Origin of the sequence: Burkholderia sp. AcTa6-5, assembly GCF_017815075.1 — a bacterium.
GTDB classification, from domain to species: Bacteria; Pseudomonadota; Gammaproteobacteria; order Burkholderiales; family Burkholderiaceae; genus Burkholderia; species Burkholderia sola.
This window is the reverse complement of record NZ_JAGIQE010000041.1, coordinates 25,911-44,960: the sequence shown is the minus strand read 5'-3', so window position 1 is coordinate 44,960 and position 19,050 is coordinate 25,911. Positions and strand designations below refer to the sequence as shown.

Here is a 19,050-nt window from a genome sequence, read left to right as displayed (position 1 = left end):
CAGTGACTGTGGTGTCGAGCATGATCGAGATACCAACGCTGCGCTGAACATTCTCCGATGCGGACGTGCATCGCCAGGTGTGGGGAATCCTTCGCTTTTAGGCGGACGAGGACGTCAAGAAGCAGTACACGAGCACCGCGCCGATCGCGAGCGACGCAAGCATCTGCCACCCCGACAGGCCGAGCGCGAACAGCCCGATCGCGAACGAGTAGTTCGCGATGTTGTGCACGTCGTTGGTCCATAGCGCGAAGATGCTGTAGCGGCCCCACGTGCGGCCTTCGGCCTGGGTCGGCGCGAGGTCGGCGTTGTGCAGCCGCGGGCTCGGCGCGGGATCGCGCGCGGCCGTGTCGGTTCGATGCGATGCGTCGTCCGCGCCGGGCCCGATGCCCGCGCGGTGGATGGCTTCCAGTTGCACGCCGTTGTCTCCTTCCATGTGCGGGGCGCGACACCGGCCGCATGTCGTACGCAGCGCGGGCCGGGCCCCGGTGGACGTTATGTCTCGGATTTGTTCGCGAGTATGGGCGGCGGCTACCGCGATGGGAAATTAAATATTCGGCTGGGCGTCATTTGAAAAATGAATGCAATGGCGCACGGCCGCGGAGACGGGCGACGGCACGCATATTGCGAGTCAACGGGTTCCATCCACATCGACATCAGCGGAGGTGTCATGCAGCGATATTCCATTCGTCACGTATCGCGAGCCGTCTTCGCCGGCATCCTGATCGCGGGCCTGGCGGCAGGCGCGGGTTGCCAGAAGAAGGGCGACAACGGCGCAGCCAGTTCGGATTCGAGCGCAGCGAGCGGCATGTCGGCCGCGCCTTCCACCGCACCGTCGGGCATGCCGAGCAGCGGCGCGGCCGGCACGACCCTGCCGGGCGCGGCTTCCGCCCCGGCCGGCGCGAGCGGCGGCGGTTGACCGGCATTCGGGGGATCGGGCGGGCGGCGCGCCAGCGTGCCGCCGGTTCGCCCACCGAGCGCCGTGTCCGTCGGCGCGTGCGCCGAACGGCGTACGTGCGGAGCGGTGCGCATGAAAGATTTGCAAGGACCGTTGTAGCGAATTCCGGCGCGGCGACGACGGCGTGACGCCGACGTCCGCCGGCCGGGCAAGGAGGTGCGATGCAGAACGCGGAATCGAACCCTACCCCGGAAAAGCAGCGGGAACAGATTGCGAAGAGCCCGGTGAAGACGCCGGCGGCCGGCGACATGCCGGACGCGGCGACCCAGGCCGCCCAGACGGCGCAGCGTCCGCTGACGCCGGAGGCCGTTGCCGGGAAAATGCCGACCGGCCTGCCGGAGATCGACGTCGACGCGCACGCGGTCGACAGCGGCGATCCGGTGCGCCGGGCCGCCGGCCGGATCGTCACGCTCGACAACGCGAACATGGCGATGACCGACAACACGGTCGACGTCGACGGCAAAGGCATGGAGGCGCGCACCGGCGCGTCGGAACTGCAGGACAACGTGATCTATTCGAACGCGTCGCTCGACGAAGCGGTCGATACGCCCGACGAAGGGCTCGGCGGAATCGAGAGCCGGCCGTCCGGCAACATGCCGCAGATCGCGACGCGCCCGGGCTGGCGCGTGCGCCATGTCGGCGACGTCGATGTCGAGCACGGCGACGGGACGCGCGCCGAGCACGTGATCTGCCTCGAACGGACCGACGACCGATAGCGGGCAGCGATATCGACGCTCGATACCGGTATGCGACACACGGCGGCCGATGCAATCGCACCGGCCGCCGTGTGTCGTTTTCGGCCCGTTGCCGCGTGAGTGGCTGCGTTATTGCGGCCCCAGTTCCTGCGCGGACGTATCGGCGTCGTTGCCCTGCGCGACGAGCACGTGAATGTCGTTAGGCGTCACGTCGCCGATGCCGCCGGACGGAATCGTCAGGAGCAGCCAGTCCGCGTTGTTGGCGATGCTGACCGGCGCGGTCTTGAGGATCGGCGACTTGCTGCCGGCCGTCGTGACGATCACCTGGTAGGTGCCGCCGTTCAGGTAGACCGAATCCTGCGTCGAGGCCGGCACGGCATTCTGGTAGGCCGCGCCTGCCAGCGTCGGGCTCTGCGTCGTGATGTCGGTGCCGGGCGGCACGACGTACACGTCCACGTTCTGCGCGTTCGGCGATGCGTTGAAGCCGCGCACGCGCGCCTTGTCCGACAGCAGGCCCTTCGCGTATGGATCGTCGATGACGGAGATCAGCGACGTCGTGCTCGGCAACGCGATCGTCGTGTAGTGGTGCCCGTTCACGGCGCTGAACGATTGGGATGCGACGGTCGCGGTCGTGCCCGACACGTCGTAGCTCGCGGTCTGCGTGCCCGAGTCGATGTCGTGATAGCGCGTCACGCCCTTGTATGCGACGCCCGACTGGTCGACCTTCGCGTTCAGGTAGTAGTCGAGGTTCGGGCCGGCCGGCACCGCGTTGATGAAGCGCGCCTGCGGCTTCGAGATGCCGAGTACGGTCCCGGCGTCGTCGCCGCCGCCGCACGCTGTGAGCACGGAAATGACCGAGCACAGGGCCACTATCGTTCGTATTGATTTCATGTCGTCCTCTCGTTCAGGAAACCTGCCTTGCGATGCGGGACCGCCGCGCAAAGGATCGCGCGGGGCGCAGCGCCGGTTGGAAGGAAGATGGCTGTCCGCCGGATGGCGGGCGCGGAGATGATGCAAGCGACGTGCCTGTGCGGAGAAAAAGCCGGCGAACGACGGCGGGGTGCCCGACGCGGGGCGTGGGGGGAGCGGGCTGCGCGATCGACGCGGTTGTAAAAAGCACATCCGCGCGCCACGCGCCGGGGTCAGCCGGCGTGCCGAACGCTCGCGGGAGCGTGCGCGAGAATCCGGCAGGCGGGCGTGCGTCGACCGTCGCGCCGGACGAAATGACCTGTCGGAAGAAAATGATGGCCGGCGACGGCTGTAAATCTTGCCAGATTCGACCATCGTTTAACCATTCGAAACAATGTGTTCACCGAAAGGGGCATGATCTCCGGCGATCGAGCAGGCATACTGTCGCCTATGTTGCTTAATGCACGCCGGCCGGCGTGCGCTTGCCCTCCATGCCCATTCCAGTCTCTTTTCGAACCCTGCGATGGTTGACCATTGCGGCGACTGCATGCTTGCTCGCCGCGTGTTCGACTGCTTCCGACGTGACCGCGACGTCGAACCCGAACGTATTCACCGTGACGACGCGCACGGTCGGCGTGTCGACGACGTGGGCCGACGCCCATCAGAAGGCCGTCAGCGAAGCCACCAACTACTGCTCGCAGCGCGGGATGCGCGCGAGCCTGAAGCAGGAATCGCTGACCGCCGGCCGCCGTGTCGACGCGCGCTCGGAACTCGCGTTCGAGTGCCATCCGACCTTCGAGACGGCGTCGAACCCGCGCGGTTGACCGATCGGCGGCATGATCGCGCCGCCCGCGTTTTCCTTCCCCCGCATGCAAACCGACCCGCGATGCCCTACGGGCACATCGCGGGTCGGCGCACGTCCGGCGTCGGCCGGGCGGGTCAGGCCGGCTGCGCCTCGTACAGCTTCACGCACGCGGAGAAGTCGAGCGTGCCGAGCCCCTGCTGGCTCATCGACTGATACAGCTGCTGCGCGAGCGCGCCCATCCAGACCGGCTGATGGGCGCCGCGCGCGGCTTCGGTCGCGAGCCCGAGATCCTTCAGCATCAGGTTCGCCGCGAAGCCGCCCGCATAGCCGCGCGCGGCCGGCGCCGTGTCGCTCACGCCCGGATACGGGTTGTACGCGTCCGAACTCCAGCAGCGGCCCGTCGACGTGTTGATGATGCCGGCCAGCACGGCCGGATCGATGCCGAGCGCGGCGCCGAGCGCCATCGCTTCCGATACGCCCATCATCGAGATGCCGAGCAGCAGGTTGTTGCAGATCTTCGCGATCTGCCCGGTGCCGGTGCCGCCGCAGTGCACGACGTTCTTGCCCATGTCGAGCAGCACGGGGCGGATGCGCTCGAACAGCGCGGCGTCCGCGCCGACCATGAAGGTCAGCGTGCCGGCCTGCGCGCCGCCGGTGCCGCCCGACACGGGCGCGTCGGCGAGCGGAAAGTCGCGCTGCGCGGCGGCGTCGGCCACCGCGCGCACGGTGCCGGGATCGATCGTGCTGCAGTCGATCAGCGTCGCGCCGGCGCGTGCGCCGGCCAGCACGCCGTCGTCGCCGAGGTAGACGGCGCGCACGTACTGCGCGGCCGGCAGCATCGTGATGATCAACGAGCCGCGCGCGGCGGCGTCACGCGGCGACGCCGCCGCGGTCGCGCCGGCGCGCACCGCGGCGTCGACCGCGTGCGCGTCGAGGTCGAATACCGTCAGCGCGTGGCCGGCCTTGAGCAGGTTGGCGGCCATCGGGCCGCCCATGTTGCCGAGTCCGATGAAGGCGATTTCCATGTGCGGGCTCCGTCGGATCAGCGCAACGCGATCGTCGTGTTCACGCCGCCGGCCGTCGCGTCGTCGTCGAACCAGCGCGCGGTGACCGTCTTCGTCTGCGTGTAGAACTGCACGACCTGCTTGCCGTACGGGCCGAGATCGCCGAGCTTCGAGCCGCGCGAACCGGTGAAGCTGAAGTACGGCACCGGCACCGGAATCGGAATGTTGATGCCGACCTGCCCGACGTCGATCTCGCTCTGGAACTTGCGCGCGGCCGCGCCGCTCTGCGTGAACAGGCCCACGCCGTTGCCCATCGGATTGCGGTTGACGAGCGCGATCGCGTCGTCGAGCGTGTCGGCTTCCATCACGACCACCACCGGCCCGAAGATTTCTTCCGTGTAGATCGACATGTCGGTCGTCACGCCCGAGAAGATCGTCGGGCCGACGAAGTTGCCGTGCTCGTAGCCGGGCACCTTTACGTCGCGGCCGTCGAGCAGCAGCGTCGCGCCTTCCTTCACGCCGGCGTCGATCAGCGACAGGATGCGTTCCTTCGCCGCCTTCGACACGACCGGGCCGACGTCGGTGCCGGCTTCGGCGCCGGCGTTGACCTTCAGCGCCTTCGCCTTTTCGACGAGATCGGGCAGCCAGTCGCGCGCGCTGCCGACCAGCACGACGACGGAGGTCGCCATGCAGCGCTGGCCGGCCGCGCCGAAGCCCGCGCCGACGAGCGCGTTGATCGACTGCTCGCGGTGCGCATCGGGCAGCACGACCGCGTGGTTCTTCGCGCCCATCATCGACTGCACGCGCTTGCCGTGCTGGCTGCCGAGGTTGTACACGTGCGTGCCGACGCGCGTCGAACCGACGAACGAGATCGCCTTGATGTCCGGGTGCGTGCACAGGCGGTCGACCACCGTCTTGCCGCCGTGCACGACGTTCAGCACGCCTTGCGGCACGCCGGCCTCGATCGCGAGTTCGACGAGCTGCATCGTCGACAGCGGGTCCTGCTCCGACGGCTTCAGCACGAACGTGTTGCCGCAGACGATCGCCATCGGGAACATCCACAGCGGAATCATCCCGGGGAAGTTGAACGGCGTGATGCCCGCGCACACGCCGATCGGCTGGCGCAGCGTGTAGGTGTCGACGCCGCCCGCGACGTTCTCCGCGAATTCGCCTTGTTGCAGCGTGCCGATCGAGCACGCGTGCTCGACCACTTCGAGGCCGCGGAAGATGTCGCCCTGCGCGTCGGGCAGCGTCTTGCCTTGCTCGGCCGTCAGCGTGTGCGCGATCCGTTCGAGATTGCGGCGCACGAGATCCTGGAACTTCAGCATGATGCGCAGCCGCGCGCCGATCGGCGTCGTCTTCCAGGTCTGGAACGCGCGCTGCGCGGACGCGATCGCGGCATCGACCTCGTCGAGCGTCGCGTACGGCACGCGGCCAATGACTTCCTGCGTCGCGGGGTTGACGATGTCGCCCCATTCGGCGCTTTGCGAGTCGACGAACGCGCCGTCGATCAGCAGCTTGGCGGTGGGCAGGGCGAGGGTGGTCTGGGGAACTGCGGCGTTCATGGAACTCTCTCCGGGGAAACGGTGTGGCGAGGACAAAGGGGGCCTGCGTCCGCCGCGCGTGCAGGCGCGGCGGGCGGCAGGACGAACTGGATTCGATCGAATGCCGGCCGGCGTGCTCAGGCGCGCGCCGGACGCATCAACGCGGTACACGCGAGCGCGAACACGCCGAAGCCGACGAGGTACGCGATCACGTAGTGCGGCTGGCCGCCGCCGGCCTTCAGCAGCGACGTCGCGATCATCGGTGCGAAGCCGCCGCCGATCACGCCGGCCAGCTGCACCGACAGCGAGATGCCGCTGTAGCGGATTTCCGCCGGGAATTGCTGCGCGAACAGCAGCGATTCCGGCGCATAGAGGATCGGGAACACGACGCCGAGGCCGAGCACGATCGCCCACCATGCGTACGACGTCTGCTGCGTGCCGAGCATCGTGAAGAACGGCGCGGCGAACGCGCACATCAGCACGAGGCCGATCGCGAACATCCGGCGCTGGCCGATGCGGTCGCTCAGATGCCCGCACAGCGGCATCGTGACGAGCGACAGCGCGGCGCCGGCCGTGATCGCGTGCAGCATCTCGGCCTTCGGCAGATGCAGCTGCTGCGTCGCGTAAGCGAGCGCGAACGTGACGACCATGTAGAACCAGGTGTTCTCGGCGGCGCGTGCGCCGACGATCGTCAGCACTTCGCGCGGATGGCGGCGCAGCGCGGCCGTCACCGGCGATTTCTCGGCCTTGCCCTGCTTGCGGACCTTCTCGAAGTCGGGCGATTCCGGCACCTTCGCGCGGATGAACCAGCCGAGGCCGACGAGCGCGATGCTCGCGAGGAACGGCACGCGCCAGCCCCACGACAGCATGTCGGCTTCCGGCAGCGCGGCCACCGCGGCCATCGCGACCGACGACAGGATCAGGCCGAGCCCGACACCCGTCTGCGGCAGGCTGCCGAACAGCCCCTTGCGGCCTTTCGGCGCGTGCTCGACGGCCATCAGCACCGCGCCGCCCCATTCGCCGCCCACCGCCATCCCCTGCAGGAAGCGCATCGCGATCAACAGCGCGGCGGCCCAGTAGCCGATGCTGTCGTACGACGGGATCAGCCCGATGATCATGCTCGGCACGCCCATCAGCAGCAGCGTGATCATCAGCATCGACTTGCGGCCGATGCGATCGCCGAAGTGGCCGAACACGATGCCGCCCATCGGCCGCCCGATGAAGCCGACCGCGAACGTGCCGAACGCGGCGAGCGTGCCGACGACCGGGTCCAGCGACGGGAAGAAGATGCGGTTGAACACGAGCGCGGCGGCCGTGCCGTACAGGAAGAAGTCGTACCACTCGATCGTGGTGCCGGCCATGCTGGCCCAGCCGGCCAGCAGGTAATGCTTCGCGGTGCGCTCGGGCGCCGGCGTCGCGATGGTCGCATGCTCATCGAGGGTGGATCGGGTCTGCATGGTGTCTCCGGTTTTATTGCCCGCGGCTCATGGTCCGCAGGTCACGGTCGAGTATAGTTATGCGCAGATTCATGATGTACCGATAAAGAAACCGGTTGGATGTGTATTTATGCATATCGACGGCCGGCCCGGAGACCCCCTCTTTTTTCCTCGCCGATGCGACACGCCACCGAGCCGGTTTCCGGCAACCTGAACTGGGACGACCTGCGCTTTTTCCTCGAAGTCGCGCGCACGCAGCGCGCGAGCGGCGCGGCGAAGCGGCTCGGCGTCGACTACACGACCGTCGCGCGGCGCATCCGCGCGCTCGAAGCCGCGATGGGCACGCTGCTGTTCGACAAGTCGCGCTCCGGCGGCTTCACGCTGACGGCCGAAGGGCAGCGGCTCGTCGCGTATGCGGATGCGATGGAGACGACCGTGCAGTCCGCGTGCGACCAGGTCGCGAACACGGGGGAGGCGCTGTCGGGCCACGTGCGGATCGGGTCGACCGAAGGGTTCGGCTGTTTTTTCCTCGCGCCGCAGCTCGCGCAGTTTCGCGCCGCGCATCCGCACGTGACGGTCGACCTGCTGCCGGTGCCGCATTTCGTCAACCTGCCGAAGCGCGAGGCCGATCTCGCGATCACGCTCGAGCGGCCCGAGCGCGGGCCTTACGTGGTCACGAAGCTGTGCGACTACCAGTTGCGGCTCTATGCGACGCGCGACTATCTGGCGAATCACGCGCCGATTACCTGTACGGACGATCTCGTGCAGCACGCATTCATCAGCTACGTCGACGATCTCGCGTTCAGCAACGAACTGCTGTACCTGGACCGCGCGGTGCCGGGTGCTACGGCCGGGTTGCGCACGACGAGCGTGATCGCGCAGGTTTTCGCGGCGCTACAGGGCGGCGGCCTCGCGATCCTGCCGTGCTTCATCGCGGCCACGCAGCCGGCGCTGGTGCCCGTGCTGCCGAACGACGTGGTCGTAACGCGGTGTTTCTGGCTGACGTGCCGCGAGGATCTGCGCAAGCTGCGGCGCGTGACCGCGCTGTGGGATTACCTGCGCGCGGCGGCGGACGCGAACCGCGCGCTGTTGTCGGGGGAGTCGGGCACGCTGAGGTTCGTCGGCGAGCCGGCGTAGCGGTCGACGGGCGGGGCGCGACGGCGACGCGATGATCGATCTGGATGACAACACGGCCGGCGGCGATTCGACCGGCTAGCGGGGAGAGGGCAAATGGCTTTGACGCATGCGGGCAAGGTGTTCGTGGTGTGCGTGGTGGTATTCGGCGTGACCGCCTACTGGCTCGCGTCGCGCATGGTGCGCCGACAGACGGGCGGCAAGCGCGGCTCCGGCGGCGCGGTCGCGTTCTGGTGGCTCGTGTGTTTTTGCCTCGTGTCGCTGTTGTTCCCGTTCGCGTACTGGATCGGCGACGAGCTTTACGCACTGGCGGTATCGCCGAAATACGAAGCGACCGTCGTGTCCTACCAGTCCGAGTGGGATACCTGCGAGCGCCGCGACAGTTCGGGGCGAACCTCGTCGTACCGGTGCATCAAGTACACGTCGATCCTGGAAGCCGTGATGCCGGATGGCGAACGTATCACGCTACCCGGCAACATTCGCTCGGGCGCCGTGCCCGAAATCGGCGAGAAGATCGATGTCGTGTTGCCGCAAGGGGCGCATCAGTGGCACGAACGCAGCGTGCGGAGTATCGGGTTGCTGGCCGGCGGCACGGTGATGGTCGCGATCGTCGGGTATTTCGTGTACCTGATCGCGGCGTACGGGGCCGGGAAGAAGATCGACGGCGCGGCGCGCTTCGGCGTGGCGGCGGTGCTGAACGGACTCGTGCCGCTTGGCGCGCTGTTGATGGAACTTGCCTTCCTGAGCGTGCCGTACCGTTACTGGGCGCACGGGAATCCGCAGCAATGGCCGGTGTGGGTGCTCGCGCTGTGCCTGCTGTTCGCGCTGGCGCTGCTGCCGTTGCTGCTTGTCTACGCGCGAACCGCATGGCGGGCGGTGGTGAAGTAGCGGAGGTGCGCCGCCTCGCGATCGCGGCGCGGGGGCGGGCCGCGCCGCCCGGTACACTCAGCCCGGGCAACCCAGCCGATCCGCGAGTTCGTTCAGGTCCCTGACGTCGAAATCCCACGCATCGTCGGCTTGCAGGTCGGTCGTCTGGCCGGGCCCGTGCTCGGTCGGCCGCAGCACGAACGCGGTCGACAGCCCGAGCCGGCGCGCGGCCGCAAGATCGCCGTTGTGCGCGGCCACCAGGCACAGCTCGGCCGGCGCGAGGCCGAGAATCTCGACCGCTTCGGTATAGACGGCCGGCGACGGCTTGTACGCGCGGGCCACCTCGGCGCCGAGAATCGCGTCCCACGGCAGCCCGCCGTGCTTCGCGACGTCGACCATCAGCCGGATGTTGCCGTTCGACAGCGGCGCGATGATGTAACGGCGCTTCAGCCGGTGCAGCCCGGCGACGGCGTCGGGCCACGGATCGAGCCGGTGCCACGCGAGATTGAGTGCGTCGATGTCGGCATCGGGCACGTCGACGATCCCGAAACGGTCGAGCGTACGGACGAGGTTCTCGCGATGCAGCACGTCGAGCCGCACGTAACGGCGGCGTCCGCTGCGGATTTCTTCCATCGACGGCGAATATTCGTCGCGCCACGCATCGGCGAACGCGAACGGGTCGAGCGTCGGCGCGTGGCGGTCCAGGAATGCGGCCGCGCCGCGTGCGACACCGCTTCTCCAGTCGACGATCGTTCCGAAGACATCGAAAACGAGCGCCTTGATTTCGGCAGGGTTCGTCATGGTGATCCAGTGAAGGTCGTTCGATGAGGGTCCACATCGCCGTGCCGCCGGATGGCGCGGCGCCGGTTCGATCGACATTGAATCACGGATACGGAAACGCGGTGGGGGAGGCCGCGATGCGGGCCCCCGCCGGAGCCGGAAGCAGGACAAGCGCGCGGTGCCGGCCTGACAGCGCCTGCCGTCGCGCGCGCCCGGCCGGTCAGCACATCCGGAAGGATTGACGGGCGGCGCGCCCGCGCCGTCGTGCGGCGCAGCAACCTTGCATCGCACCGGCCGCCGCCGCCCGCCGCGCGGCAACCGAGCGTATCCCCTGATGGAAGCAGGCACGCCGATCGTCACGGATTGGTGTTAAATACATTTCGGCGCGCCCTCGCTCGGCGCGCAAACGGGGCGCACCGGGGATCGGCGTAAACCCGGAGCGGAACAGGGCACGAAATATCGATAACGAACCGGGCGCACCAGACCCGGTCGGACAGACGGCAGGATTCACTTGAATACCGAACCGCAAAGTTCTCGCTACAGCCTCGGGCTCGCCGCGGAAGTGCTCGCATCCGAGCAGAGCGTGCTGAGGCTGATCACACGCAACACGCCGCTGCCGGAACTGTTGGTCGAAGTTTGCCGGCGTGCCGAGGCTTTGCTCGGCGACGGCGCGTCGTGCACGATCCTGCTGCTCGATACGGACGGCGTGCACGTGCGCGTCGGCGCGGCGCCGTCGCTGCCCGCGCAGTACAGCGCGGCGATCGACGGCGCGACGATCGGCCCCGCGGCCGGCTCGTGCGGCACCGCGATGTACGAGCGCCGGATGGTCACCGTGGAGGACATCGAAACCGATCCGCTGTGGGCCGACTATCGCGCCATCGCGTTGCCGCTCGGCTTGCGCGCGTGCTGGTCGGTGCCGTTCCTCGACGACGCGGGCGTCGTGCTCGGCGCGTTCGCCGTCTATCATCACCGGCCGTGCCGCCCGAGCGACGAGGAAACGGGGCTGTTGCGCGATATCGGCAACAGCGTCGGCCTCGCGGTGCACCAGGACCGGATCGCACGGCAGCTCGCGCGCAGCGAGGAACATCACCGGCTCGTCGTCAACAGCCTGAGCGAGGGCATCCTCGTCGTGTCGCGCGAGGGCGTCGTGATCGCGAGCAATCCGAGCGCGAACCGGATGATCCGCGCGAAGGGCGAACTCGTCGGCCGTCGGCTGTCCACGGTGATCCTGCGCAAGCTGTACGAGGACGGCACGCCGATCGACCCGCACGACTGGCCGAGCCGGCGCGCGCTCGAGACGGCCACGCCGATGCTCGACTACACGGTCGGCTTCGGTCTCGCGGACGGCGACATCATCTGGGTGCGCGGCAACGCGGTGCCGATCGTGCGGCCGGGCGAGACGCAGGCCGACTCGGTGCTCGTGTCGTTCAACGACATCGGCCCCGTGCGCGAAGCGCAGCAGCAGTTGCGCTACATGGCGACCCGCGACGCGCTGACGGGCCTCTACAATCGCCGCTGGCTCGGCGACCGCATGCGCGAGCTGTTCGGCGTACGCGATGCGGCGGCCGGGTCTGCGCGCGTCGCGATCCTGTTCATCGATCTGGTCGGCTTCAAGAAGGTCAACGACACGGCCGGCCACGACGCGGGCGACGCGCTGCTGCGCAGCGTCGCGGCGCGGCTCGCGGGCTGCGCGGACGGCCGCTACGCGCTCACGCGCGTCGGCGGCGACGAGTTCGTGATCCTCGTCGACGACTGCGACGATCCCGAGCGTCTCGCGGGGCTCGCGCGCGAGGTCATCGACGCGATCGCGAAGCCGTTCGCGATCGCGAACAACGAATACTGGCTCGGCGTATCGATCGGCATCAGCGTCGCGCCGCGCGACGGCGACGACGCCGTGACGCTGATGCGCAACGCCGATTCGGCGATGTACGACGCGAAGCAGCACGGCCGCAACCATTTCACGTTCTTCACCGCGCAGCTCAACCTGCGGCTGCAGCGCCGCTTCGCGATCGAACAGTCGCTGCGGCGCGCGCTGGCGTCGGACATGCTGCGGCTCGCGTATCAGCCCGTGGTCGACGCGCGCACCGGCCGCACGGTCGGCGCCGAAGCGCTGCTGCGCTGGACGAGCCCCGAGCTCGGACCGATGTCGCCGGCGGAATTCATTCCGGTCGCGGAAGACACGGGGCTGATCGTCGCGATCGGCCAATGGGTGCTCGAAACCGCGTGCCGGCAGGCGGCCGAGTGGCGCCGCACGATCGCGCCGGACCTGATGCTGGCCGTCAACCTGTCGCCGCGGCAGTTTCACGAAGGGCTCGTCGAATCGGTCGCCCGCTGTCTCGCGCAAACGCGGCTCGACCCGTCCGCGCTCGAACTCGAGATCACCGAAGGCGTGCTGATGAACGACACGGACACCGTGCTGCCGATGCTCGAAGCGCTCACGGACATGAACGTGCGGATCTCGGTCGACGATTTCGGCACCGGCTATTCGTCGCTCGCGTACCTGAAGCGCTTTCCGCTGCACAACCTGAAGGTCGACCGTTCGTTCGTGTCGGGCGTGCCCGATCATCACGACTCGGTCGCGATCACGCAGGCGGTCGTCGCGATGGCGCATTCGCTCGGCATGAAGGTCACGGCCGAAGGCGTCGAGACGCAGGCGCAGTCGTGGTTCCTGCAGCAGATCGGCTGCGACATGCAGCAGGGCTATCTGTTCAGCCGCCCGCTGGATGCGCACGACTACGCGCGCCGGCTCGGCGCCGCGTGAGCGCGGCGCGCTCGCCGGACCTGGCGCGTGAGTGCGCTAGCGCGCGCCGAACCCGCCGGCGCCCGGCGGCGTCGGCGACGGATCGATCTCGACCCGGTTCTTGCCTTCGTGCTTCGCGCGATAGAGCGCGCGGTCGGCCGCCTCGATCAGCACGGTCGTCGGCAGGCCGGGTGCGGGCACGATGCTCGCGCCGCCGATGCTGATCGTCACGATCTGGTTGCCCGTCGACGCATGCGCGTGCCGCACGCGCAACGCCTCGACCGCGAGCCGGATCTTCTCGCCGAGCAGCCGCGCGGCGCCCGGCGACGTGGCCGGCATCACGACCGCGAATTCCTCGCCGCCGAAGCGGGCGGCGAGATCGCCCGACTGCCCGAGGCAGCGCTCGATCGTCGACGCGATCTGCTTGAGCACGCTGTCGCCGGACACGTGCCCGTACGTGTCGTTGTACAGCTTGAAGTTGTCGACGTCGATCATCAGCAGCGACAGCTCGCTGCGCTCGCGCGTGCCGCGCCGCCACTCGGCGGCCAGGTATTCGTCGAGATAGCGCCGGTTCGACAAGCCGGTCAGGCCGTCGGAGTGCGTGAGGCGCCGCAGCTCGAGATTGGCCTCGAGCAGTTGCTGTTGCGATTGCCGCAGCGCGCGATAGGCTTCGTCGCGCTGCAGCAGGTTCATATATGAGCGCGAGTGGTAGCGGATGCGCGCGACGAGCTCGATGCGATCGGGCAGCTTGACCAGATAGTCGTTCGCGCCGCACGCGAACGCGGCGCTCTTGATCACCGGTTCTTCCTGCGTCGACAACACGATGATCGGCACGTCGCGCGTCGCCGGATTCGCGCGGTACGCGCGCACGAGGCTCAGCCCGTCGGTGCCGGGCATCACGAGATCCTGCAGGATCACGGTCGGGCGCGTCTCGATCGCGGCGGCCATCGCGTCGTCCGAGCGCGGGCAGTAGTGGAAGTCGATGCCGTCCTCGTCGACGAGCGCGCGGCGCACGGCTTCCGCGACGATCGTCTGGTCGTCGACCAGCAGCACCATCGCCGGCGCGTCGGCGGGCGACCCGGTCGGGCCGCCCGGCGGGCGAGTCAGGTCAATCGTCATGGTCGATGCGGGTTGTTGCGGTTGTTGCAAGGGCAGGCATGGGCGTTGCGCGCGGTCATCGTCGGGCTCAGATCCGCGCGAGCGCCGCCAGCTCGCCCGCGATGCGCCCGAGCGGCAGGATCGCGCGCGCCGCGCCGAGCGTCGCGGCTGCCTTCGGCATCCCGTACACGGCGCTGGTTGCCTCGTCCTGCGCGATCGTATGGTAGCCCTTCATTCGCAGCGCCTTCAGGCCGATCGCGCCGTCGCGCCCCATCCCGGTGAGCAGTACGCCGATCACGCGGCCGGGCCAGTGCTCGGTCAGGCTGTTGAAGAATACGTCGACCGACGGACGATACGGCGTGGCGGCGGGTTCCCGCGTGTATTCGAGCGTGCCGGCGCGCGTGATGCGCAGGTGATCGTCGGTCGCGGCGAGCAGCGCGACGCCCGGCTGCGGGCGGTCGCCTTCGTGCGCGACGCGCACGGCGAGCCGGGTCTGACCGTCGAGCCATTGCGCCATGCCTTCGGCGAACGCGCGATCGACGTGCTGCACGATCACGATCGGCGCATTGAAATCGGCCGGCAGGCTGCCGAGGATCGACGCGAGCGCGCCGGGGCCGCCGGCCGATGCGCCGATCGCGACCAGCGGGCCGGCGCCGCCGCGCGCGGCCGCGCCCGTGACGCGCGTGCCGCCCGGCGCGTCGAGCAGACGGCCGATCTGGTCGATCTTCGCGAGCAGCAGTTTCGTCGTGTCGCCGGCCGCGCCGTCGCCGAGCCGCGGCGTATCGACCGCGTCGAGCGCACCGGCGCCCATCGCCTCGAACACGCGCCACGCGTTCGCGCCGATGCAGCTCGTCACGATCAGGATCGCGCACGGTCGTTCGGAGCGCATGATCCGCCGCGTCGCTTCGATCCCGTCGAATTTCGGCATGATCAGATCCATCAGCACGATGTCGGGCGGCTGCGCGGCGCACAGTTCGACGGCCTGCGCGCCGTCGGTCGCGACCCACAGCACGCGGTGCTCGGGCCGTCGCGCGATCGCGCGGCGCATCGCCTCGACGGCAAGCGGGAGGTCGTTGACGATGCCGATGTTCACAAGCGGAATTCTCCGGTCGGTTCGTAGTGTTGTTGGAGGTGGGCCGGGTTCATGGAAGGTGCAGCCGGTTCGGCGCGTCCGGGCGGCATCGGCGGCCGGACGGCGCGGCATTCTTTTGGGTTGACGACGCCCGAATGCTGTCATGCGGCGCGGGCGGCGGCAATCGAAAAATTTGCGCATGGTGCCGTTTCAGTGCGTTTCCTCTATGGCGATGCCGCATTGCCTGCAAGCGGGCCAGTCGATCCCGTCCGGACACGCCGCAAAAGTCCGCATGTTACCGTGCCGGCATCGACAAAAAGAAAGGAGAGCACCGGATGACCGTGCCCGATACCGTCCTCGTCAGCCGCGACCCGCATGCGCCGATCGTGATCGAGCAGGACGGCCGTTTGCTGTACCGGATCCACATCGAGAGCGGACACGCGTCGTTCTACCGCGATTTTCCGGTCGAACCCGATGCGGTGCGCGTGCTGCGCGACGACGCCGAACGCTATTACTTCCTGTTCGCGGCGCTTCACCATCCGTACCAGTTGAGCGAGACGAACCTCTGCGACGCGGAGCGCGAGCGGTATTTCAGCACGATCCTGTTCGCCGGCCGCGACGCGGTCGAAGCCTTCATGACGGAACGCGATCGTGCCAGCAACGGCGCGGTGGCGAATTTGCTGAGGATCTTCACGCAGGCCGATTACCGACAACTGCGCGACGGCCGGTGGTTCGGCGTGGGCGCGGGCACGCCGGCTGCATAGCGGCCCGTACCGCGGCATCGGGCCGCGCAGCGGCCCCGCCGCCGCGCCGTCAGTGGCTGCGCGCGTAGCCCTGGATCAGCGCGCGCATCATCCCTTCGACCGTCGCGTCGAGCAGGTCGCTTTCCTGCTCGGCTTCCTCGACGAGCGCGGCATAGGCGGTCGCGAGCGTCACGCGGTCGACTTCATGGCGTTGCTCCATCAGCGTCACCATCCCGTCCTTCGCCAGATGGGCGGAGAACGCGCGGCTGCCGATGGTCTGGAATACGTCAATCATGGCGGCTCTCCCGTACGTTGCCGATGCTTTTCAGTGTAGTCGGCGTCCCGGGCCCGCGCCACGCGTGCGGGCCGGCCCGCCCGATTCGTCCGATGAAATGTGGCCGACACACGGCGCGGGCACGGTGTCCGTCGGCTTCAACGTTTACCCGAACCGGCGAATTATCGACTTTTTATCGATAAAGTCTCGTGTTAGATTTCGCCGTCCGAGCCCGATGCAAACCGGGCCGGCCGCGCGCGGACGCCGTGCCGCGCGTCCAGACACAAGGAGCGGAAATGCTGGTGCTGATTGGCGTGCCGATCGTCGTGATCGGCTTCGCGCTGCGCTTCAATGCGCTGCTGGTGGTCACGATCGCGGGGCTCGCGACGGGGCTGGCGGGCGGGCTGAATTTCGTCGACATCGTCAGCGCGTTCGGCAAGGCGTTCGCCGAGAACCGCTACATGGGGCTGATCTGGCTCACGCTGCCGGTGATCGCGCTGCTCGAGCGCAACGGGCTCAAGGAGCAGGCGAAGCGGATGATCTCGCGGGTCCAGGCGGCCACCACGGGCCGCGTGCTGATGCTGTACTTCGTGCTGCGCCAGGCGACGGCCGCACTCGGCCTCACGTCGCTCGGCGGCCACGCGCAGATGGTGCGGCCGCTGATCGCGCCGATGGCCGAGGCCGCCGCGGTCGGCCGGCACGGCGAGCTGCCCGAGGCGGTGCGCCAGCAGATCCGCGCGCATGCGTCGGGCGCCGACAACGTCGCCGTGTTCTTCGGCGAGGACATCTTCATCGCGATCCAGTCGATCCTGCTGATCAAGGGCTTTCTCGAACAAAACGGCATCGCCATCGAGCCGCTGCACCTGTCGGTGTGGGCGATCCCGACCGCGATCGCCGCGCTGCTGATCCACTGCACGCGCCTCGCGCTGCTCGACCGCCGGCTCGCGCGCGGCTTCGGCCTGGTGAAGCAGGAGGGCGCGCGATGATCGGCCTCGAATCGCTGTACACACTCGCGGGGCTGATGTTCGCCGCGTTCGCGTACTTCAACCTGACGGACCGCACGAACCCGCGGCGCGTCGTCAATTTCGCGTTCTGGGCCATCTACGCGATCACGTTCCTGTTCGGCGCGCTGCTGCCGCATGTCGTGATGGGCTGCCTGGCGATCGCGCTCGCGCTGATCGCCGGCTCCGGCAAGCTCGGCCGCGGCCAGTCGGACGAGGCAGGCGTTGCGGCGGCCGTGCGGCGCGAGACGCTCGCGCAGCGCTTCGGCAACCGGCTGTTCCTGCCCGCGCTGCTGATTCCGGTCGTCACGCTGATCGGCACGTTCGCGCTGAAGCTCGTGCCGTTCGTCGAGCCGAAGAGCGTGACGCTGATCTCGCTCGTGCTCGGTACGATCGTCGCGTTCGTCGTCGCGCTCGCGATGCTGCGCGATTCGCCTGTGCATGCGCTGAAGGAAGCGCGCCACACGATGGACGCGGTCGGCTGGGCCGCGATCCTGCCGCAGATGCTCGCGGCGCTCGGCGCGCTGTTCGCGGTCGCGGGCGTCGGCGGCGTGGTGTCGGGGCTCGTGAAGGAGTGGGTGCCGATCGATTCGCCGTTCGCGGTGGTCGCGGCCTACACGGTGGGCATGGCGCTGTTCACGATGATCATGGGCAACGGCTTCGCCGCGTTCCCGGTGATGACGGCCGGCATCGGCCTGCCGCTGATCGTCCACCAGTTCCACGGCAATCCGGCGATCATGGGCGCGATCGGGATGCTGAGCGGCTTCTGCGGTACGCTGATGACGCCGATGGCCGCGAACTTCAACATCGTGCCCGCGGCGCTGCTCGAACTGAAGGACAAGAACGGCGTGATCAAGGCGCAGTGGCCGACGGCCGTGCTGCTGCTGGCCGTGAACACGCTGCTGATGTACGCGTTCGTATTCCGCTTCTGATTCGATGGACGAGATCCTCATGACCGACCGACTGACCCCCGAACTCGCGTCGAAATTCGCGTCGCTCGCGCTCGCACACCTGACCCGCGAATATCCGAACAAGCTCACGCATGCGCTCGAAGGTCCGCACGACGTGCAGGGGCCGCGCGCGCTGCACCCGATCTTCTACGGCAGCTACGACTGGCACTCGTGCGTGCACGGTTACTGGCTCGTGCTGCGCGTGCTCGAACGCTACCCGGCATTGCCGGAGGCCGAGCGCATCGTCGCGATCGTCGACGCGCACTTTACCGACGCCAACGTTGCCGGCGAACGCGCGTATCTCGCGCTGCCGCACAACAGCGGCTTCGAGCGGCCGTACGGCTGGGCATGGCTGCTCGCGCTCGTCGCGCAGCTCGAGCGGCTCGCGCTGAAGGGCGTGCTGCCGCAGGCCGCGCGCTGGGCGAAGACGATGGCGCCGCTGGCCGACCTGTTCGTGTCGCGCTTCGAGACTTTCCTGCCGAAGGCGACCTATCCGCTGCGCGTCGGCACGCACTTCAACACCGCGTTCGCGCTGGCGCTCACGCTCGATTTCGCGCGCGATACGCAGCGCGACGGGCTCGCGGCGCTGATCGTCGATACCGCGAAGCGCTGGCACCTGAACGACGTCGCATGCCAGGCGTGGGAGCCGTCGGGCGACGAATTCCTGTCGCCCGCGCTGATGGAAGCCGAACTGATGCGGCGCGTGCTGCCGGCCGCCGAATTCGACGGCTGGTTCGCGCGCTTTTTGCCCGACCTCGCGCGCGGCGAGCCGGCGACGCTGTTCGAGCCGGCGACGGTCAGCGACCGCAGCGACGGCAAGATCGCGCACCTCGACGGGCTGAACCTGAGCCGTGCGTGGTGCCAGCGTTCGCTGGCCGGCGCGCTGCCGGAAGGCGATGCGCGGCGCGCGAAGCTGCTCGATGCGGCCGACCGGCATCTCGCGAGCGCGCTCGCGCACGTGGCGGGCGACTACATGGGCGAGCACTGGCTCGCGACGTTCGCGCTGCTCGCGCTGGACGCGTAGCGCGCGAAACCGACACGTT

Annotated in this window: 19 protein-coding genes; 9 read left to right on the top strand and 10 right to left on the bottom strand. The window is 68.6% G+C overall.

The genetic code is table 11. The features are described 5' to 3' along the window. Nucleotides 1-97 precede the first annotated feature (97 nt). Both J8I33_RS32910 and J8I33_RS32905 read right to left on the bottom strand, forming a co-directional pair. Nucleotides 98-433 (bottom strand): cytosine permease, encoded by a 336-nt coding sequence (locus J8I33_RS32910; RefSeq protein WP_245172620.1) that lies wholly within the window; start codon nucleotides 431-433, stop codon nucleotides 98-100. Nucleotides 434-687: 254 nt separating this feature from the next. After that, nucleotides 688-1,029 carry a hypothetical protein gene (locus tag J8I33_RS32905; RefSeq protein ID WP_239468967.1) on the bottom strand — a complete coding sequence of 114 codons (342 nt, stop codon included), beginning with the start codon at nucleotides 1,027-1,029 and terminating at the stop codon, nucleotides 688-690. Between the two features lie 87 nt (nucleotides 1,030-1,116). Between J8I33_RS32905 and J8I33_RS32900 the strand changes: the two genes are divergently transcribed. Further along, nucleotides 1,117-1,671 (top strand): DUF3005 domain-containing protein, encoded by a 555-nt coding sequence (locus J8I33_RS32900; RefSeq protein WP_050013744.1) that lies wholly within the window; start codon nucleotides 1,117-1,119, stop codon nucleotides 1,669-1,671. Between the two features lie 108 nt (nucleotides 1,672-1,779). Here J8I33_RS32900 and J8I33_RS32895 read toward each other — a convergent pair whose 3' ends face one another. Then, on the bottom strand, nucleotides 1,780-2,541 hold the full coding sequence (locus tag J8I33_RS32895; protein WP_209939841.1) for a DUF4397 domain-containing protein: 762 nt from the start codon (nucleotides 2,539-2,541) through the stop codon (nucleotides 1,780-1,782). Nucleotides 2,542-3,050: 509 nt separating this feature from the next. Here J8I33_RS32895 and J8I33_RS32890 point away from each other — a divergent pair. Continuing rightward, nucleotides 3,051-3,383 (top strand): hypothetical protein, encoded by a 333-nt coding sequence (locus J8I33_RS32890; RefSeq protein ID WP_209939840.1) that lies wholly within the window; start codon nucleotides 3,051-3,053, stop codon nucleotides 3,381-3,383. Nucleotides 3,384-3,498: 115 nt separating this feature from the next. Here the strand turns inward: J8I33_RS32890 and mmsB are convergent, their stop codons facing one another. The 3 genes from mmsB to J8I33_RS32875 all read right to left on the bottom strand — a co-directional run bounded on the left by mmsB (nucleotide 3,499) and on the right by J8I33_RS32875 (nucleotide 7,369). Beyond that, the gene (mmsB, locus tag J8I33_RS32885) at nucleotides 3,499-4,389 is read right to left on the bottom strand and encodes a 3-hydroxyisobutyrate dehydrogenase (protein WP_209939839.1); all 891 of its coding nucleotides are present in this window, start codon (nucleotides 4,387-4,389) and stop codon (nucleotides 3,499-3,501) included. Nucleotides 4,390-4,406: 17 nt separating this feature from the next. Next, nucleotides 4,407-5,933: a CoA-acylating methylmalonate-semialdehyde dehydrogenase gene (locus tag J8I33_RS32880; protein ID WP_124554077.1), complete on the bottom strand. Its 1,527-nt coding sequence runs from the start codon at nucleotides 5,931-5,933 to the stop codon at nucleotides 4,407-4,409. A 116-nt stretch (nucleotides 5,934-6,049) separates the two neighbouring features. After that, a complete protein-coding gene (locus J8I33_RS32875; RefSeq protein WP_209939838.1) occupies nucleotides 6,050-7,369 on the bottom strand; it encodes an MFS transporter in 1,320 nt (439 codons plus the stop codon). A 156-nt stretch (nucleotides 7,370-7,525) separates the two neighbouring features. On the opposite strand from J8I33_RS32875, the gene J8I33_RS32870 reads away from it, so the two are divergent. Together J8I33_RS32870 and J8I33_RS32865 are read left to right on the top strand one after the other, a co-directional pair. Further along, on the top strand, nucleotides 7,526-8,485 hold the full coding sequence (locus tag J8I33_RS32870; protein ID WP_209939837.1) for a LysR family transcriptional regulator: 960 nt from the start codon (nucleotides 7,526-7,528) through the stop codon (nucleotides 8,483-8,485). A gap of 93 nt (nucleotides 8,486-8,578) precedes the next feature. After that, complete coding sequence (locus tag J8I33_RS32865; RefSeq protein ID WP_209939836.1) at nucleotides 8,579-9,370, top strand: uracil permease; 792 nt, start codon at nucleotides 8,579-8,581, stop codon at nucleotides 9,368-9,370. 57 nt (nucleotides 9,371-9,427) lie between these two features. Here J8I33_RS32865 and J8I33_RS32860 read toward each other — a convergent pair whose 3' ends face one another. Further along, on the bottom strand, nucleotides 9,428-10,150 hold the full coding sequence (locus J8I33_RS32860) for a haloacid dehalogenase type II (protein ID WP_050013752.1): 723 nt from the start codon (nucleotides 10,148-10,150) through the stop codon (nucleotides 9,428-9,430). A gap of 490 nt (nucleotides 10,151-10,640) precedes the next feature. Between J8I33_RS32860 and J8I33_RS32855 the strand changes: the two genes are divergently transcribed. After that, on the top strand, nucleotides 10,641-12,890 hold the full coding sequence (locus tag J8I33_RS32855) for an EAL domain-containing protein (protein WP_124630461.1): 2,250 nt from the start codon (nucleotides 10,641-10,643) through the stop codon (nucleotides 12,888-12,890). A gap of 36 nt (nucleotides 12,891-12,926) precedes the next feature. Here the strand turns inward: J8I33_RS32855 and J8I33_RS32850 are convergent, their stop codons facing one another. Together J8I33_RS32850 and J8I33_RS32845 are read right to left on the bottom strand one after the other, a co-directional pair. Then, nucleotides 12,927-13,988, bottom strand: coding sequence for a diguanylate cyclase (locus tag J8I33_RS32850; protein WP_050013754.1), 1,062 nt, complete (start codon nucleotides 13,986-13,988; stop codon nucleotides 12,927-12,929). A 67-nt stretch (nucleotides 13,989-14,055) separates the two neighbouring features. After that, on the bottom strand, nucleotides 14,056-15,060 hold the full coding sequence (locus J8I33_RS32845; protein WP_175974972.1) for a chemotaxis response regulator protein-glutamate methylesterase: 1,005 nt from the start codon (nucleotides 15,058-15,060) through the stop codon (nucleotides 14,056-14,058). Between the two features lie 314 nt (nucleotides 15,061-15,374). On the opposite strand from J8I33_RS32845, the gene J8I33_RS32840 reads away from it, so the two are divergent. Beyond that, nucleotides 15,375-15,803, top strand: a complete 429-nt coding sequence (locus tag J8I33_RS32840; protein ID WP_124651123.1) for a hypothetical protein — start codon at nucleotides 15,375-15,377, stop codon at nucleotides 15,801-15,803. Nucleotides 15,804-15,852: 49 nt separating this feature from the next. Here the strand turns inward: J8I33_RS32840 and J8I33_RS32835 are convergent, their stop codons facing one another. Beyond that, complete coding sequence (locus tag J8I33_RS32835; RefSeq protein WP_034179850.1) at nucleotides 15,853-16,077, bottom strand: hypothetical protein; 225 nt, start codon at nucleotides 16,075-16,077, stop codon at nucleotides 15,853-15,855. A 275-nt stretch (nucleotides 16,078-16,352) separates the two neighbouring features. Here J8I33_RS32835 and J8I33_RS32830 point away from each other — a divergent pair, with 275 nt between their 5' ends. The 3 genes from J8I33_RS32830 to J8I33_RS32820 are packed head-to-tail and all read left to right on the top strand — an operon-like array spanning nucleotide 16,353 to nucleotide 19,031. After that, entirely contained in the window at nucleotides 16,353-17,042 is a 690-nt protein-coding gene (locus J8I33_RS32830; protein ID WP_209928955.1) for a DUF969 domain-containing protein, read from the top strand. Continuing rightward, nucleotides 17,039-17,989 (top strand): DUF979 domain-containing protein, encoded by a 951-nt coding sequence (locus J8I33_RS32825; RefSeq protein ID WP_209928953.1) that lies wholly within the window; start codon nucleotides 17,039-17,041, stop codon nucleotides 17,987-17,989. The genes J8I33_RS32830 and J8I33_RS32825 overlap by 4 nt, the downstream gene beginning before the upstream one ends. 19 nt (nucleotides 17,990-18,008) lie before the next feature. After that, a complete protein-coding gene (locus J8I33_RS32820; RefSeq protein WP_050013760.1) occupies nucleotides 18,009-19,031 on the top strand; it encodes a DUF2891 domain-containing protein in 1,023 nt (340 codons plus the stop codon). Nucleotides 19,032-19,050: the final 19 nt, after the last annotated feature.

Coding starts and splice junctions, on each gene's coding strand:
- J8I33_RS32860 (WP_050013752.1), bottom strand. CDS start 10,150: ATGACGAACCCTGCCGAAATCAAGGCGCTCGTTTTCGATGTCTTCGGA.
- J8I33_RS32895 (WP_209939841.1), bottom strand. CDS start 2,541: ATGAAATCAATACGAACGATAGTGGCCCTGTGCTCGGTCATTTCCGTG.
- J8I33_RS32825 (WP_209928953.1), top strand. CDS start 17,039: ATGATCGGCCTCGAATCGCTGTACACACTCGCGGGGCTGATGTTCGCC.
- J8I33_RS32850 (WP_050013754.1), bottom strand. CDS start 13,988: ATGACGATTGACCTGACTCGCCCGCCGGGCGGCCCGACCGGGTCGCCC.
- J8I33_RS32865 (WP_209939836.1), top strand. CDS start 8,579: ATGGCTTTGACGCATGCGGGCAAGGTGTTCGTGGTGTGCGTGGTGGTA.
- J8I33_RS32905 (WP_239468967.1), bottom strand. CDS start 1,029: ATGCGCACCGCTCCGCACGTACGCCGTTCGGCGCACGCGCCGACGGAC.
- J8I33_RS32820 (WP_050013760.1), top strand. CDS start 18,009: ATGACCGACCGACTGACCCCCGAACTCGCGTCGAAATTCGCGTCGCTC.
- J8I33_RS32880 (WP_124554077.1), bottom strand. CDS start 5,933: ATGAACGCCGCAGTTCCCCAGACCACCCTCGCCCTGCCCACCGCCAAG.
- J8I33_RS32900 (WP_050013744.1), top strand. CDS start 1,117: ATGCAGAACGCGGAATCGAACCCTACCCCGGAAAAGCAGCGGGAACAG.
- J8I33_RS32830 (WP_209928955.1), top strand. CDS start 16,353: ATGCTGGTGCTGATTGGCGTGCCGATCGTCGTGATCGGCTTCGCGCTG.
- mmsB (WP_209939839.1), bottom strand. CDS start 4,389: ATGGAAATCGCCTTCATCGGACTCGGCAACATGGGCGGCCCGATGGCC.
- J8I33_RS32875 (WP_209939838.1), bottom strand. CDS start 7,369: ATGCAGACCCGATCCACCCTCGATGAGCATGCGACCATCGCGACGCCG.
- J8I33_RS32910 (WP_245172620.1), bottom strand. CDS start 433: ATGGAAGGAGACAACGGCGTGCAACTGGAAGCCATCCACCGCGCGGGC.
- J8I33_RS32840 (WP_124651123.1), top strand. CDS start 15,375: ATGACCGTGCCCGATACCGTCCTCGTCAGCCGCGACCCGCATGCGCCG.
- J8I33_RS32890 (WP_209939840.1), top strand. CDS start 3,051: ATGCCCATTCCAGTCTCTTTTCGAACCCTGCGATGGTTGACCATTGCG.
- J8I33_RS32870 (WP_209939837.1), top strand. CDS start 7,526: ATGCGACACGCCACCGAGCCGGTTTCCGGCAACCTGAACTGGGACGAC.
- J8I33_RS32835 (WP_034179850.1), bottom strand. CDS start 16,077: ATGATTGACGTATTCCAGACCATCGGCAGCCGCGCGTTCTCCGCCCAT.